Source organism: Thiohalophilus thiocyanatoxydans, from assembly GCF_004366735.1.
Lineage (GTDB): Bacteria > Pseudomonadota > Gammaproteobacteria > UBA6429 > Thiohalophilaceae > Thiohalophilus > Thiohalophilus thiocyanatoxydans.
In genome coordinates this window covers 1-15,682 of sequence record NZ_SOQX01000013.1, presented here as the reverse complement: position 1 = coordinate 15,682, position 15,682 = coordinate 1, and the positions used below count along the sequence as shown (strand labels likewise).

Sequence of the window (15,682 nt, the reverse complement as noted above, 5' to 3'; positions counted from 1 at the left end):
CTGATTGCACCGATTGCGATGGAAGAGGGCCTGCGCTTTGCGATTCGCGAAGGCGGCCGGACCGTCGGCGCCGGTGTGGTATCGAAGATTATTGAATAAAAGGGACAAAGGGCCGAGGGCCGAGTGACGAGGAAATCGATGAGCGCACCCGATGTGTGCTCACGGTTTTGTTTACCTCGTTACTCGTCCCTCGTTACTCGTCCCTCAATTTAGGCCAGTAGCTCAATTGGCAGAGCGGCGGTCTCCAAAACCGCAGGTTGGGGGTTCGATTCCCTCCTGGCCTGCCAAACGCGCGGCGGGTTATTGAATGATGATTCGCCGGGGTTAACAGGACAACGATGGCAGACAAGATCAAGCTAACAGTCGCCGTATTACTGGTGCTGGCAGGTATTGCCGGTTTTTACCAGTTTATGAACGAGGCACTGCTGTATCGGGTGCTGGGTTTGCTGGCGGTGCTGGGTGTGGCGGTGGCCGTGGCGGCGACCTCGCAACCGGGGCTGAATGCCTGGAACTTCGGCCGCAGTGCCGTCCTCGAGGCGCGCAAGTCTGTCTGGCCATCCCGGCGTGAAACCACACAGACCACGCTGATGGTGGTGGTGATGGTGACGATTATCGGTATCGTGCTGTGGTTGTTCGATATGTTTTTGCTGTGGGCGGTGAAACTCATCACCGGTCAGGGAGGCTGAGTAGATGGCATTACGCTGGTACGTCGTCCACGCCTATTCCGGTTTTGAAGCGCAGGTCAAGCGCTCACTGGAGGAGCGGATCAAGCTCAAGGGTATGGAGGACAAGTTCGGACAGATCCTGGTGCCCACCGAGGAAGTCATCGAAATGCGAGATGGCCAGAAGCGCAAAAGCGATCGCAAGTTCTTTCCGGGCTATGTCCTGGTACAGATGGATATGGACGATGATACCTGGCATCTGGTCAAGGATACGCCGCGGGTGATGGGCTTTATCGGCGGCACCAGCGACAAGCCGGCGCCGATCAGTGAAAAAGAAGCCCAGTCGATTCTGGAGCGCATCCAGGAAGGGACCGAACGGCCGCGGCCCAAGGTCCTGTTCGAGGCGGGCGAAGTGGTCCGGATCAACGACGGTCCGTTCAACGACTTTAACGGCGTCGTTGAAGAAGTGGATTATGAAAAGAACCGCCTGCGCGTGGAAGTGTCGATCTTCGGCCGTTCCACGCCAGTCGATCTCGACTTCAGTCAGGTCGAGAAGAGCTAAAAGCTCTTCCCGACCTGAAAGGGACGAGGGACGGAGTGACGAGTTACGAGGACTAAAGCATACGGCATAGCCGTATTCCAACTTCCTCGTCACTCGTACCTCGTCCCTGAGTACTTAAACAAGGGGAGCTCGAGTACCGCAAGGGAAACGGCGTTTGAACCCAAAGCGAGGAAGTTATGGCCAAGAAAATTGAAGCATATATCAAGCTGCAGGTGCCGGCGCAGGAAGCGAATCCGTCGCCGCCGGTCGGTCCTGCGCTGGGTCAGCATGGTGTGAACATCATGGAGTTCTGCAAGGCGTTTAATGCCCAGACCCAGGAAACCGAAAAAGGGTTGCCGATCCCGGTTGTCATCACCGTCTACAGCGATCGCAGCTTTACCTTCATCATGAAGACGCCGCCGGCGTCGATCCTGCTGAAAAAGGCCGCCGATATCAAGAGCGGCTCGGGTGAGCCCAACCGTAACAAGGTGGGCACGGTGACCCGCGAGCAACTGGAAGAGATTGCCCGGGCCAAAGATCCTGATCTGACTGCCGCCGATATGGATTCGGCGGTGCGCACCATTGCCGGTAGCGCGCGGAGTATGGGTCTTGATGTGGAGGGTATGTAAATGGCCAAGCTGAGCAAACGTCAAAAAGCGATTCGTGAAAAGGTTGATTCCAGCAAGCTCTACCCGATCGATGATGCCTTCGGTCTGCTGCAAGATCTGCCGCGCGCCAAATTTGTCGAATCGGTTGAAGTGGCGGTGAATCTGGGTGTCGATCCCCGGAAATCCGATCAGGTCGTGCGTGGCGCCACCGTTCTGCCGCACGGCACCGGCAAGACTGTCCGGGTTGCCGTGTTTGCCCAGGGCGAGAATGCCGACAAGGCCAAAGCCGCGGGTGCCGACATCGTCGGCTTCGACGATCTGGCCGAAGACGTCAAACAGGGCAACATGGATTTCGATGTGGTGATTGCCACCCCGGACGCCATGCGTGTGGTCGGCCAGCTGGGCCAGATTCTCGGTCCGCGCGGTCTGATGCCGAACCCGAAAGTCGGTACTGTGACCCCGGACGTGGAAGGCGCGGTGAAAAATGCCAAGGCCGGTCAGGTGCGCTACCGCACCGACAAGGGCGGTATCATCCATTGTGCTATTGGCAATGTGGATTTTGATGCCAACAATTTGAAGGAAAACCTGGAAGCCCTGCTGGCGGATCTGAAAAAGGCCAAGCCTTCTGCCGCCAAGGGACAGTATGTGAAGAAAGTGTCTGTCTCCACGACCATGGGTCCGGGAATTTCCGTCGATCAGGCGTCGCTGGCGAGCTGATCACTACAGACTTTGTGGCCGTTGTTTCGGGGAGAAAATTCGGTTTTCACCCCGGGCAGCGTCCATCAAAGACCGTGGGTGTCGTTGTTTTGACGGCTTAATGGGGTTTTGCCCCGGCCTGCGCAGATGGTGTGCCCGAACAGATTTAATTCTGCCTTGGGTCACTAAAGGTGGGACATCCAGCGGGATGTTTCATGTTCGTCCAACGACAGACGTGATGTTTTGTCTGTCATAAATGGAGGTATGTTCGCGTGGCTCTCAGTCTTAAACAAAAGAAAGCCATAGTGGCCGAGGTCTCTGAAGTCGCTGCGAATGCACATTCCGCGGTCGTAGCGGAATATATCGGACTGGCGTCCAATGAGATGAATAACCTGCGTGCCCAGGCACGTTCCGGTGGTGTTTATCTCCGTGTCGTAAAAAATACGCTGGCCAAACGTGCATTGGAAGGGACGGACTTTGCCTGCATGAATGAGACGCTCGTGGGCCCGATGCTCCTGGCATTTTCTGAAGAAGATCCGGGTGCGGCGGCGCGAGTAATCAAAGAGTTCGCCAAGGGAAATGACAAGCTGGTAGTCAAGGCCCTTTCCGTGAATGGACAGTTACTGTCCGCTTCGGATCTGGACCGTCTGGCCAACCTGCCGACCAAAGAGCAAGCCATCAGCATGCTTATGTCGGTTATGCAGGCCCCGGTTACCAAGCTGGCGCGTACCTTTAATGAAGTGCCTGGCAAACTGGTCCGTACCGTCGCAGCTGTTCGTGACGCTAAACAGGCCTCTTGATAATTTAGTGATTAGGAGAAGGTAAAATGGCAGTTTCAAAAGATGAAATCCTGGAAACAATTTCCAGCATGACCGTAATGGAAGTCGTCGATCTGATCGAAGCGATGGAAGAAAAGTTTGGTGTTTCCGCTGCAGCCGCTGTCGCTGCTGCCCCGGCCGCTGCGGCCGGTGGTGGTGAAGCCGCCGCTGAAGAGAAAGACGAATTTGACATCGTCATGACCAGCTTCGGTGATAACAAGGTTGCCGTCATCAAGGCAGTCCGTGGTATTACCGGTCTGGGTCTGAAAGAAGCCAAGGAAATGGTTGAAGGTACCCCTGCTACTGTGAAGGAGGGTGCTTCGAAAGACGACGCCGAAGAGGTGAAGAAGACGCTTGAAGAAGCCGGCGCACAGGTCGAGCTGAAATAAAAGCGGCTTGCTTCATGAAAAGATTGCGGGCCAGGGGCCCGCAGTCACAAAATGGTATAACCATTCCCACAGCGGGCTGGTGGCCGAATGGCCGCTGGCCTGCTGTGTATTCGTTGTTTAACGGCCAGAATATCGTTAACAACGGATCGCTGGGAATGCCAGTTTCGCGACTAACTGCTACAAGCAAGGTGACCAATGGCATACTCGTTCACTGATAAGAAACGGATTCGTAAAAACTTTGGTCGTCGTCCTACTATCCTGGAAGTCCCTTATCTTCTGGCTATGCAGACCGATTCCTATCGGGAATTCCTGCAGGCTGAAAAAATCGAAGATCAGCGTGACGACAAGGGGTTACATGCGGCGTTCAAATCGGTTTTTCCCATAGTCAGCTATTCCGGCAATGCAGCGCTGGAATATGTCAGCTACCGACTGGGAACCCCGGCCTTTGATGTGAAAGAGTGTCAGATGCGCGGTGTGACCTACGCGGCACCACTGCGGGTCAAGGTTCGTCTGATTATCTATGACAAGGAGGCCAAGAGCCCCACGGTCAAGGATATTCGCGAGCAGGAAGTCTACATGGGCGAAATTCCGCTCATGACCGATACCGGAACCTTTGTTATCAATGGCACCGAACGGGTTATCGTCTCCCAGCTGCACCGTTCGCCCGGCGTGTTTTTCGATCACGACAAGGGCAAGACCCATTCCTCCGGCAAGCTGCTGTTCAATGCCCGGGTGATTCCCTATCGGGGTTCCTGGCTCGATTTTGAATTCGATCCGAAAGATTGCCTGTTTACCCGCATCGACCGTCGTCGCAAACTGCCGGTCACCATATTGCTGCGTGCACTCGGTTACAGCACCGAAGAGATGTTGGATCTGTTCTTCGAGAAAAACACCTTCCATATGGATAAGGAAGGCGGTTTTGAGCTCGATCTGGTTGCCGATCGTCTGCGTGGGGAAACCGCGACCTTCGATATCAAGATCAAGAACAAGGTGCTGGTCGAAGAAGGCCGCCGTATTACCCCGCGGCATATCCGCGAGATAGAAAAGGCGGGTCTGAAGAAACTGGCAGTGCCGGACGAGTATATGCACGACAAGGTCCTGGCCCACGACGTGATCAACAAAGATACCGGCGAAGTAGTGGCCAAGGCCAATGACACCCTGATTCCCGAGCGCCTGGAGCAACTGCGCGAGGCCAAGATCACCGAATTCCAGACCATCTTTACCAATGATCTGGATCATGGCCCGTATATTTCCAAGACGCTGGAAATCGACACCACCACCACCCAGCTGGAAGCCCAGGTGGAAATCTATCGCATGATGCGCCCGGGTGAGCCGCCGACCAAGGAAGCGGCGGAGAATCTGTTTAATAACCTGTTCTTCAGCGAGGATCGTTACGATCTCTCCGGCGTCGGTCGTATGAAGTTCAATCGTCGTATCGGACGTAAGGAAGTGACCGGTGAAGGGACCCTCTCCAAAGAGGACATTCTTGCCGTCATTCAGACCCTGATCGGTATTCGCGACGGCAAGGGGACGGTCGATGACATCGACCATCTGGGTAACCGCCGTATCCGCTCCGTGGGCGAGATGGCCGAAAATCAGTTCCGTGTGGGACTGGTGCGGGTCGAGCGCGCGGTCAAGGAGCGTTTGTCCCTGGCGGAATCGGAAAACCTGATGCCGCAGGAGATGATCAACGCCAAGCCGGTCTCCGCCGCGATCAAGGAGTTCTTTGGCTCCTCCCAGCTTTCCCAGTTCATGGATCAGAACAATCCGCTGTCCGAGGTGACCCACAAGCGGCGTATTTCCGCCCTGGGCCCGGGCGGTCTGACCCGTGAGCGCGCGGGCTTCGAGGTGCGCGACGTGCATCCGACCCATTACGGCCGGGTCTGCCCGATCGAAACCCCGGAAGGGCCGAACATCGGTCTGATCAACTCCCTGGCGGTGTATGCCCGGACCAATCAGTACGGTTTTCTGGAAACCCCGTACCGTCGGGTCAAAAATGGCAAGGTGACGGACGAAATCGATTACCTCTCCGCGATCGACGAAGGTGAGTTTGTGATCGCCCAGGCCAACGCCGGCGTGGACAGCAAGGGTGGCCTGAGCGACGATCTGGTTTCCTGTCGCCATCTGAATGAATTTGCCATGTCGACGCCGGACAAGGTCGACTACATGGATATCTCGCCCAAGCAGATCGTCTCGGTCGCGGCGGCACTGGTACCCTTCCTGGAACACGACGACGCCAACCGCGCGTTGATGGGCGCCAACATGCAGCGCCAGGCCGTGCCGACCCTGCGTTCCGAAAAACCGCTGGTGGGTACCGGCATCGAACGCACCGTCGCGGTTGATTCCGGGGTGGCCGTTGTCGCCGTGCGCGGCGGTATTGTCGATTCGGTCGATGCCTCGCGTATTGTCGTGCGGGTCAATGATGATGAGACTGTGGCGGGCGAGTCCGGTGTGGATATTTACAACCTGACCAAATACACCCGTTCCAATCAGAACACCTGTATCAACCAGCGCCCGCTGGTGAATGTCAGCGATGAGATCGCCCGCGGTGATGTGCTGGCCGATGGCCCCTCCACCGATCTCGGGGAGCTGGCGCTGGGCCAGAACATGCTGGTCGCCTTCATGCCCTGGAACGGTTACAACTTCGAGGACTCGATCCTGATCTCCGAGCGGGTGGTCGAAGAAGATCGTTACACCACCATCCATATCGAAGAGCTGACCTGTGTCGCGCGCGACACCAAGCTGGGCTCCGAAGAGATCACCGGGGATATTCCCAATGTCGGTGAGTCGGCGCTGGCCAAGCTGGATGAGGCCGGCATCGTTTATATCGGTGCCGAAGTCAAACCCGGTGACATCCTGGTCGGCAAGGTCACGCCCAAGGGCGAAACCCAGCTCACTCCCGAGGAGAAACTGCTGCGTGCCATCTTCGGCGAGAAAGCCTCGGATGTGAAAGATACTTCTTTGCGCGTGCCCTCGGGTATCGTCGGTACCGTAATCGATGTGCAGGTCTTTACCCGTGACGGGTTGGAAAAAGATTCCCGCGCGATCGCCATTGAAGATTCCGAGCTGGAAAGCGTTCGCAAGGACTTCAACGATCAGCGCCGGATCATGGAAGACGATGCGTATCAGCGTGTTGAGAGCATGCTGCTGGGCAAGCTCGCCGATGGTGGTCCGAATAACCTGAAAAGCGGCAGTAAACTGACCAAGGCCTACCTGGAAGAAGTGCCGCGGGAAAAATGGTTTGAAATCCGGCTGCGTAACGATGACGCCAATGCCCAGCTGGAAGCCATTAGTGCGCAGATCAAGCAGTTGCGCAAAGACTTCGATGAAAAATTCGAAGAGAAGAAGCGCAAGCTGACCACCGGGGATGATCTGGCGCCCGGTGTACTGAAAATGGTCAAGGTCCATCTGGCCGTCAAACGCCGCATGCAGCCGGGTGACAAGGTTGCCGGGCGTCACGGTAACAAGGGTGTTATCTCCATGATTCGCCCGGTCGAGGATATGCCGTTCAGTGCCGACGGGACCCCCATCGATGTGGTGTTGAGCCCGCTGGGTGTACCTTCACGCATGAACGTCGGTCAGGTGCTGGAAACCCATTTGGGCTGGGCCGCCAAGGGGCTGGGCAAGAAACTGGGTGAAATGCTCAAGGCCCAGACCAAGATCGCGGAAATTCGCAAGTTGCTGGAAGATATCTACAACAAGAGCGAAGGCCAGAAGGAAGACATCAAGTCGCTGACCGATGAAGAAGTTCTGAAGCTGGCGAACAACCTGCGTGCCGGTGTGCCGATGGCCACCCCGGTGTTCGACGGGGTCAACGAAGCCGAGATCAAGCGTCTGTTACGCCTGGCGGACCTGCCGGAGAGCGGTCAGGCCGATCTGTACGATGGGCGCACCGGCGAGAAGTTCGAACGGCCGGTCACCGTCGGGTACATGTACATCCTGAAGCTGAATCACCTGGTCGACGACAAGATGCACGCGCGTTCGACCGGTCCGTACAGCCTGGTGACCCAGCAGCCGCTGGGCGGCAAGGCCCAGTTCGGTGGTCAGCGTTTCGGTGAGATGGAGGTCTGGGCGCTGGAAGCCTATGGCGCGGCCTATACCCTGCAGGAAATGCTCACCGTCAAGTCCGACGACGTCAACGGCCGGACCAAGATGTACAAGAACATCGTCGACGGCGATCACCGTATGGAACCGGGTATGCCGGAGTCCTTCAATGTTCTGTTGAAGGAAATCCGTTCACTCGGTATCGATATCGAACTGGAACAACAGGACTAAATCCAGGGACGAGGGCCAAGGGCCGAGTGACGAGGTCTGTTTGGTTACCTCGTTACTCGTCCCTCGTAACTCGGAACTTTTATTAGGAGTGGCAACGTGAAAGACCTACTCAAGATTTTGAAACAGCAGGGCCAGAGCGAAGACTTTGATGCGATTCGCATCGGTCTGGCGTCACCGCAAAAAATCCGTTCCTGGTCCTATGGTGAGGTCAAAAAACCGGAGACCATCAACTACCGGACTTTCAAACCGGAACGTGACGGCCTGTTCTGTGCCAAGATCTTTGGTCCCATCAAGGATTATGAGTGCCTGTGCGGCAAGTACAAGCGTCTCAAGCATCGCGGTGTCATCTGCGAAAAATGCGGTATCGAGGTCACCCTGGCCAAGGTCCGCCGCGAGCGCATGGGCCATATCGAACTGGCTTCACCGGTTGCGCACATCTGGTTCCTCAAGTCCCTGCCTTCGCGGATGGGGCTGTTGCTGGACATGACCCTGCGGGATATCGAACGGGTACTCTATTTTGAGGCGTTTGTCGTGGTCGAGCCGGGGATGACGACCCTGGAACGGGGTCAGCTATTGACCGATGAGGCCTACCTGGAAGCGATTGAAGAGTTCGGTGACGAATTTGACGCCCGCATGGGTGCCGAAGCGGTCCAGTCCCTGCTGTCCAATATCAACCTGCAGCAGGAAGCCGACAAGGTGCGCGACGACATGGGCGCCACCAAGTCCGAGACCAAGCTCAAGAAACTTGGCAAGCGCCTGAAACTGATCGAGGCGTTTGTCGATTCCGGCAACAAACCTGAATGGATGGTCATGAGCGTCCTGCCGGTGCTGCCGCCGGAACTGCGCCCGCTGGTGCCGCTGGAAGGCGGTCGCTTTGCCACCTCCGATCTGAACGATCTTTATCGCCGCGTCATCAACCGGAACAACCGTCTGAAACGGCTGCTGGATCTGAATGCGCCGGACATCATCGTGCGCAACGAAAAACGCATGCTGCAGGAGTCGGTCGACGCCCTGCTGGATAACGGCCGTCGCGGCCGGGCCATTACCGGATCTAACAAGCGCCCGCTCAAATCCCTGGCCGACATGATCAAGGGCAAGCAGGGACGGTTCCGTCAGAACCTGCTGGGCAAGCGTGTCGACTACTCCGGTCGTTCGGTTATCGTGGTTGGTCCGGCGCTGCGTCTGCACCAGTGCGGACTGCCCAAGAAGATGGCCCTGGAACTGTTTAAACCCTTTATTTTCAGCAAGCTGGAACGTCGCGGCCTGGCCACCACCATCAAGGCGGCCAAGAAAATGGTCGAGCGCGAAGGCGCGGAAGTCTGGGATATCCTCGAAGAGGTGATCCGCGAACATCCGGTCATGCTCAACCGTGCGCCGACTCTGCATCGTCTGGGTATACAGGCGTTCGAGCCGGTACTGATCGAAGGCAAGGCCATTCAGCTGCATCCGCTGGTCTGTACCGCCTTCAACGCCGACTTTGACGGTGACCAGATGGCCGTGCATGTGCCGCTGTCGCTGGAAGCCCAGCTCGAAGCCCGTGCGCTGATGATGTCGTCCAATAACATCCTGTCGCCGGCCAATGGCGAGCCGATCATCGTGCCTTCCCAGGACGTGGTACTGGGGCTGTACTGGATGACCCGTGAACGGGTCAACGGCAAGGGCGAGGGCATGGTCTTCGCCGATGTGAAGGAAGTGGATCGGGCCTACAACAACGGGGTTGTCGATCTGCAGGCGCGCGTCAAGGTGCGGATTCACGAATTCGAGATTGATGACGAGGGCAACAGCACCGAAAAAGTCTCGCTGCAGGAGACGACCGTCGGTCGCGCGCTGTTGTACGAAATCGCTCCGGAAGGCATGGAGTTCAGCCTCTTTAACATGGAGATGAAAAAGAAGGCGATCTCCGGGCTGATCAATGCCTGCTATCGCAAGCTGGGCCTGAAGGCCACCGTGGTCTTTGCCGACCAGTTGATGTACACCGGTTTTGCCTATTCCACCAAGGCCGGTATCTCCTTCGGCGCTGATGATATGGAGATCCCCGAAGAGAAGGCCGAGATTCTCAGTGCGGCCGAAGAAGAGGTCAAGGAGATCGAGGAGCAGTATACCTCGGGTCTGGTGACCAACGGCGAGCGTTATAACAAAGTGGTGGATATCTGGTCACATACCAATGATCAGGTAGCCAAGGCGATGATGGACAAGCTGGGCGTGGATGAAATCAAGGACAAGGAGGGCAATATTGTCCGCCAGCCGTCCTATAACTCGATCTTCATGATGGCCGATTCCGGCGCCCGCGGTAGCGCGGCACAGATTCGTCAGCTGGCCGGGATGCGGGGTCTGATGGCCAAGCCGGACGGCTCCATCATTGAAACGCCGATCACTGCCAACTTCCGTGAAGGCCTGTCAGTTCTGCAGTACTTTATCTCCACCCATGGTGCTCGTAAGGGTCTGGCGGATACCGCTCTGAAGACTGCCAACTCCGGTTACCTGACCCGTCGTCTGGTGGATGTCTCCCAGGATCTGGTGGTCTCCGGAGACGATTGTGGCACCGCTAACGGCATGCTGATCTCCTCGCTTATCGAGGGTGGCGATGTGGTCGAACCCCTCTCCGAGCGGGTGCTGGGCCGTGTGACCGCCGAGGATGCCAGGGGCGCCGATGGCGAGGTGGTGATTCCGGCCGGGACCCTGCTGGACGAGCACTGGGTCGCCAGACTCGAAGGGATGGGAATCGACCATATCCAGGTCCGTTCCCCGATTACCTGTGACAACCTGCATGGCGTCTGTGCCATCTGCTACGGCCGCGATCTGGCCCGTGGACACCTGGTCAACCAGGGCGAGTCAGTGGGCGTCATCGCCGCTCAGTCCATCGGTGAGCCGGGTACCCAGTTGACCATGCGGACCTTCCATATTGGGGGTGCCGCCAGCCGTTCCGCGGCGGTCAGCAACATCGAGATCAAGACCAAGGGGACGGTCCGTCTGCATAATATCAAGACCATCCAGCATGCCAGTGGCAACCACGTTGCGGTCTCCCGTTCCGGGGAAATCACCGTGCTGGACGAGAACAACCGCGAGCGGGAGCGCTACAAGGTGCCCTACGGTGCGGTGATCTCCGCCAATGACGGCGATGCCGTCGAGGCCGGTCAGATCGTCGCCAACTGGGATCCGCATACCCATCCGATCGTCACGGAAGTCGAGGGTCGGGTGAAGTTCATGGATATCATCGAAGGCGTGACGGTGCAGGCCGAGGTGGACGAAGTCACCGGCCTCTCCCGCCTGGTGGTCATGGATCCCAAGCAGCGCAGCAGTCAGGCCAAGGATCTGCGGCCGATGGTCAAGCTGATCGACAAGGACGGCAACGACATGAACATCGTCGGGACCGACTTGCCGGCGCACTATTACCTGCCTTCGGGCGCGATCATTTCCCTCAAGGACGGGGATGCGGTGAGCGTGGGTGACGCCATTGCGAGGATTCCGCAGGAATCCTCCAAGACCCGCGACATTACCGGTGGTCTGCCGCGTGTAGCCGATCTGTTCGAAGCGCGCAAACCGAAGGAGTCCTCCATCCTGGCGGAAATCTCCGGGACAGTCAGCTTTGGCAAGGAGACCAAGGGCAAACAGCGTCTGGTGATCACGCCGAACGAAGGCGACACCTATGAGGAGCTGATTCCCAAGTGGCGCCATGTCACCGTATTCGAAGGTGAGCACGTGGAAAAAGGTGAAATCATTGCCGAAGGCGAACCGAATCCGCACGACATCCTGCGTTTGCTGGGTGTCGAGGAGCTGGCACGCTATATCGTCAACGAGGTCCAGGATGTTTATCGCCTGCAGGGTGTGAAAATCAACGACAAGCACATCGAAGTGATCGTGCGTCAGATGCTGCGCAAGGTGGATATTACCTCCCCGGGCGACACCAGCTTCCTCAAGGGCGAGCAGGTGGAACGTTCCCGGGTACTGGAAGAGAATGAGCGGATGCTGGCGGCGGACCGTCAGCCGGCGCTGTTCGAGCCGGTTCTGCTGGGGATCACCAAGGCCTCGCTGGCGACCGAGTCGTTCATCTCCGCGGCCTCCTTCCAGGAGACCACCCGGGTGCTGACCGAAGCGGCCGTCACCGGCAAGATCGACGATCTGCGCGGCCTCAAGGAGAACGTTATCGTCGGCCGGCTGATTCCGGCCGGGACCGGCCAGGCGTTCCACAAGGAGCGTCGGCGTCAGCGCAAGGAGGCCGAATCGGCCGAAGCCGCGCTGGCCGCCGCCGCCGCCGAGATCGAGCAATCAGGCGATGCCGAATCGGTGGATCAGCAAAACTGATCGCCTGAGCCGTTAGTACCCGCATATTGAGTCATGGCTTTAGCTCGACGCGGCGGGTCACGGGACAAGTGTGGGTACTGATCGGGCTTGCCCCGTATTGGGGGGCTAAAAACCCCAAAAATTCGCGATCGGGGACGGGATACGGTTGACAGGAACCCCGTAGCCCCATAAAATCTCGCGCCTCACGACAGGTCGGTGCGCCGGCCTGTCGTTTATTTTCTGGACTAAGAAAGACAAAGACTTATGGCAACCATTAACCAGTTAGTACGTAAGCCGCGCAAACGCCGGCCCCAGAAGAGCAACGTCCCGGCGCTGGAAGCGTGCCCGCAACGTCGCGGGGTCTGTACGCGCGTCTACACCACCACGCCGAAGAAACCGAACTCGGCGTTGCGTAAAGTGGCCCGTGTGCGCCTGACCAACGGCTATGAAGTCGCCAGTTATATCGGCGGAGAAGGCCATAACCTGCAGGAACACTCGGTCGTGCTGATTCGCGGCGGCCGTGTCAAGGACCTGCCGGGTGTGCGCTATCACACGGTACGCGGTTCGCTGGATACCGCCGGGGTGAACGATCGCCGGCAGGGACGCTCGAAATACGGCGCCAAGCGACCCAAATCCTGAGTTCATTTATTAATAGCAGCGGATTGACGCTGAATCACTGACAACGCGGAATAGACGATGGCAAGAAGGCGACAAGCAGAAAAACGGGCAATCCTCCCGGATCCGAAATATAAATCGGAACTGATTGCCAAGTTTATCAATATGTTAATGCTCGACGGCAAGAAATCCGTCGCCGAGAAAGTAGTGTACGGCGCGCTCGAGAGTGTTTCGGGCAAGACCCGTTCGGACGCGGTCGAAGCGCTGGAAAAGGCGCTGGATAATGTCCGCCCGATGGTTGAGGTCAAATCCCGCCGAGTCGGTGGCGCGACCTACCAGGTGCCGGTCGAGGTCCGCCCGGCACGACGCAATGCGCTGGCCATGCGCTGGCTCGTGGAAGCCGCGCGCAAGCGCAGCGAAAAAGGCATGGGTGCCCGGCTGGCCGGCGAGCTGCTGGAAGCCGGCGAAAATCGCGGCTCGGCCGTGAAAAAACGCGAAGACACCCATCGGATGGCGGAGGCGAACAAGGCGTTTGCCCACTACCGTTGGTAATTTGATACTGAGCTAAAGAGAGTGGCCCGCAACACACCAATCGAACGTTATCGCAATATCGGCATCATGGCGCATATTGATGCCGGCAAAACGACAACGACCGAGCGGATCCTCTTCTACACCGGGATTTCGCACAAGATTGGTGAAGTCCATGACGGCGCAGCCGTCATGGACTGGATGGAGCAGGAACAGGAGCGCGGCATTACGATTACCTCCGCCGCGACCACGTGCTTCTGGCAGGGCATGGATCAGCAGTATTCGCAGCACCGGATCAATATTATCGATACGCCGGGGCATGTGGACTTCACCATCGAGGTGGAGCGCTCCTTGCGGGTACTGGACGGGGCCTGCGCCGTATTTTGCGCGGTCGGCGGGGTAGAGCCCCAGTCAGAGACAGTCTGGCGCCAGGCGAACAAGTACGAAGTGCCGCGCATGGCCTTCGTCAACAAGATGGACCGCGCCGGCGCCGATTTTCTGCGCGTGGTCGAACAGATTAGAAAGCGTCTGGGTGCCAATGCGGTACCGATTCAGCTGAATATCGGCGCCGAAGACAACTTCCAGGGGATTGTCGACCTGATTCGGATGAAGGCGATTTACTGGAATGAAGATAATTTCGGCGCCACATACGAACAACGGGATATTCCCGACGAATTGCAGGCCAGGGCCCGGACACTGCGCGAGCAGATGGTCGAAGCCGCCGCGGAAGCCAGCGAAAGCTTGATGGAAAGCTATCTCGAAAACGGCGACCTGAGTGCCGACGAGATCAAGCAGGGGCTGCGGGCCCGCACCCTGGCGAATGAAATCGTGCCGGTGCTGTGCGGCTCGGCCTTCAAGAACAAAGGCGTGCAGGCCATGCTGGATGCGGTCATCGACTACATGCCATCGCCGATTGAAGTGAAGGCGATCAAGGGTGTGCTGGATGACGGCAAGGAGACTGAGGCGCTGCGCAAATCGGATGATGATGAGCCGTTTGCCGCGCTGGCGTTTAAAATCGCCACCGACCCGTTTGTCGGCAGTCTGACGTTTTTCCGGGTCTACTCCGGTGTGGTGAAGGCCGGGGATACGGTTTACAACCCGATCAAGGGCAAAAAAGAGCGAATTGGGCGACTGGTGCAGATGCACTCCAATTCGCGCGAAGAGCTTAAAGAGGTCCGCGCCGGTGACATTGCTGCGGCCGTCGGGCTCAAGGATGTCACCACGGGTGAAACCCTGTGTGACCCGAACAAGGTCATTACCCTGGAACGGATGGAGTTCCCCGAGCCGGTTATCTCGGTGGCCATCGAGCCGAGAACCAAGGCCGACCAGGAGAAGATGGGGGTCGCCCTGTCGAAACTGGCCCAGGAAGATCCCTCGTTTCGGGTGCATACCGACGAGGAGTCGGGGCAGACGATCATCTCCGGGATGGGCGAGCTGCATCTGGATATTATCGTCGACCGGCTGAAACGTGAGTTCAAGGTTGACGCCAATGTCGGCGCGCCGCAGGTGGCCTACCGCGAGACTATTCGCAAGAAGGTCGAGCAGGAAGGCAAGTTTGTACGCCAGTCGGGCGGGCGCGGTCAGTTCGGTCACGTCTGGCTGCGGATCGAGCCGCAGGAACAGGGCGGCGGTTACGAGTTTGTGAACGAAATTGTCGGCGGCGTGATTCCCAAGGAATACATTCCGTCGGTGGACAAAGGGATTCAGGAACAGATGGAAAACGGCGTTATCGGCGGTTTTCCGATGGTGGACGTCAAGGTCACTCTGTTTGACGGCTCGTTCCATGAGGTGGACTCCTCGGAAATGGCCTTCAAAATTGCCGGTTCCATGGGGTTCAGGGAAGGCGCCAGAAAGGCAAGTCCGGTTTTGCTGGAGCCGATGATGAAAGTGGAAGTCGTGACCCCGGAAGAGTATATGGGGGATGTCATGGGTGACCTGAACCGCCGTCGCGGGATGGTTCAGGGAATGGAGGACGGCCCGGCTGGCAAGCTGATTCATGCTGAAGTACCGCTGGCGGAAATGTTCGGTTACGCCACCGACCTGCGGTCTGCGACCCAGGGGCGCGCCAGCTACAGCATGGAGTTTGCCAAATACAGTGAAGCGCCTGCGAGTGTCGCAGACGAAGTGATTAAAAAAGCATCCTGATTCAATACATAAACAGAATTAGAGGGTAAGACGGTGTCCAAGGCAAAATTTGAACGTAACAAGCCGCATGTGAACGTAGGCACGATTGGTCACGTAGACCACGGCAAGACGACGCTGACGGCGG

Annotated in this window: 13 protein-coding genes and 1 tRNA gene; all 14 read left to right on the top strand. The window is 57.7% G+C overall.

The genetic code is table 11. The features are described 5' to 3' along the window. Positions 1-99 (top strand): EF-Tu C-terminal domain-related protein (locus EDC23_RS13990; RefSeq protein WP_217125835.1); only part of this gene is annotated, 99 nt, incomplete at its 5' end. Positions 100-211: 112 nt separating this feature from the next. Next, positions 212-287: transfer RNA gene (locus EDC23_RS13985), tRNA-Trp, on the top strand. 51 nt (positions 288-338) lie between these two features. Continuing rightward, a complete protein-coding gene (gene secE, locus EDC23_RS13980) occupies positions 339-686 on the top strand; it encodes a preprotein translocase subunit SecE (RefSeq protein ID WP_134085452.1) in 348 nt (115 codons plus the stop codon). A 4-nt stretch (positions 687-690) separates the two neighbouring features. After that, positions 691-1,224, top strand: coding sequence for a transcription termination/antitermination protein NusG (gene nusG / locus EDC23_RS13975; RefSeq protein ID WP_134085450.1), 534 nt, complete (start codon positions 691-693; stop codon positions 1,222-1,224). 176 nt (positions 1,225-1,400) lie between these two features. Then, a complete protein-coding gene (rplK, locus tag EDC23_RS13970; protein WP_134085448.1) occupies positions 1,401-1,832 on the top strand; it encodes a 50S ribosomal protein L11 in 432 nt (143 codons plus the stop codon). Then, on the top strand, positions 1,833-2,528 hold the full coding sequence (gene rplA, locus EDC23_RS13965) for a 50S ribosomal protein L1 (protein ID WP_134085446.1): 696 nt from the start codon (positions 1,833-1,835) through the stop codon (positions 2,526-2,528). Between the two features lie 251 nt (positions 2,529-2,779). After that, entirely contained in the window at positions 2,780-3,307 is a 528-nt protein-coding gene (rplJ, locus tag EDC23_RS13960; protein ID WP_134085444.1) for a 50S ribosomal protein L10, read from the top strand. Positions 3,308-3,333: 26 nt separating this feature from the next. Further along, complete coding sequence (gene rplL, locus EDC23_RS13955; protein ID WP_134085442.1) at positions 3,334-3,714, top strand: 50S ribosomal protein L7/L12; 381 nt, start codon at positions 3,334-3,336, stop codon at positions 3,712-3,714. 195 nt (positions 3,715-3,909) lie between these two features. Continuing rightward, the gene (gene rpoB / locus EDC23_RS13950; protein ID WP_134085440.1) at positions 3,910-7,989 is read left to right on the top strand and encodes a DNA-directed RNA polymerase subunit beta; all 4,080 of its coding nucleotides are present in this window, start codon (positions 3,910-3,912) and stop codon (positions 7,987-7,989) included. Positions 7,990-8,085: 96 nt separating this feature from the next. Beyond that, the gene (gene rpoC, locus EDC23_RS13945; protein WP_134085438.1) at positions 8,086-12,291 is read left to right on the top strand and encodes a DNA-directed RNA polymerase subunit beta'; all 4,206 of its coding nucleotides are present in this window, start codon (positions 8,086-8,088) and stop codon (positions 12,289-12,291) included. 243 nt (positions 12,292-12,534) lie between these two features. Next, positions 12,535-12,909: a 30S ribosomal protein S12 gene (rpsL, locus tag EDC23_RS13940; protein WP_134085436.1), complete on the top strand. Its 375-nt coding sequence runs from the start codon at positions 12,535-12,537 to the stop codon at positions 12,907-12,909. Positions 12,910-12,966: 57 nt separating this feature from the next. Then, positions 12,967-13,437 (top strand): 30S ribosomal protein S7, encoded by a 471-nt coding sequence (gene rpsG / locus EDC23_RS13935; protein ID WP_134085434.1) that lies wholly within the window; start codon positions 12,967-12,969, stop codon positions 13,435-13,437. 21 nt (positions 13,438-13,458) lie between these two features. After that, positions 13,459-15,558, top strand: coding sequence for an elongation factor G (gene fusA / locus EDC23_RS13930; RefSeq protein WP_134085432.1), 2,100 nt, complete (start codon positions 13,459-13,461; stop codon positions 15,556-15,558). A 33-nt stretch (positions 15,559-15,591) separates the two neighbouring features. Next, positions 15,592-15,682 (top strand): GTP-binding protein (locus tag EDC23_RS13925; protein WP_208321400.1); only part of this gene is annotated, 91 nt, incomplete at its 3' end.

What these genes read in the sequence shown, in the direction of transcription:
- secE (WP_134085452.1), top strand. Translation starts at nt 339, where the DNA reads ATGGCAGACAAGATCAAGCTAACAGTCGCCGTATTACTGGTGCTGGCA.
- nusG (WP_134085450.1), top strand. Translation starts at nt 691, where the DNA reads ATGGCATTACGCTGGTACGTCGTCCACGCCTATTCCGGTTTTGAAGCG.
- rplK (WP_134085448.1), top strand. Translation starts at nt 1,401, where the DNA reads ATGGCCAAGAAAATTGAAGCATATATCAAGCTGCAGGTGCCGGCGCAG.
- rplA (WP_134085446.1), top strand. Translation starts at nt 1,833, where the DNA reads ATGGCCAAGCTGAGCAAACGTCAAAAAGCGATTCGTGAAAAGGTTGAT.
- rplL (WP_134085442.1), top strand. Translation starts at nt 3,334, where the DNA reads ATGGCAGTTTCAAAAGATGAAATCCTGGAAACAATTTCCAGCATGACC.
- rpoB (WP_134085440.1), top strand. Translation starts at nt 3,910, where the DNA reads ATGGCATACTCGTTCACTGATAAGAAACGGATTCGTAAAAACTTTGGT.
- rpsL (WP_134085436.1), top strand. Translation starts at nt 12,535, where the DNA reads ATGGCAACCATTAACCAGTTAGTACGTAAGCCGCGCAAACGCCGGCCC.
- rpsG (WP_134085434.1), top strand. Translation starts at nt 12,967, where the DNA reads ATGGCAAGAAGGCGACAAGCAGAAAAACGGGCAATCCTCCCGGATCCG.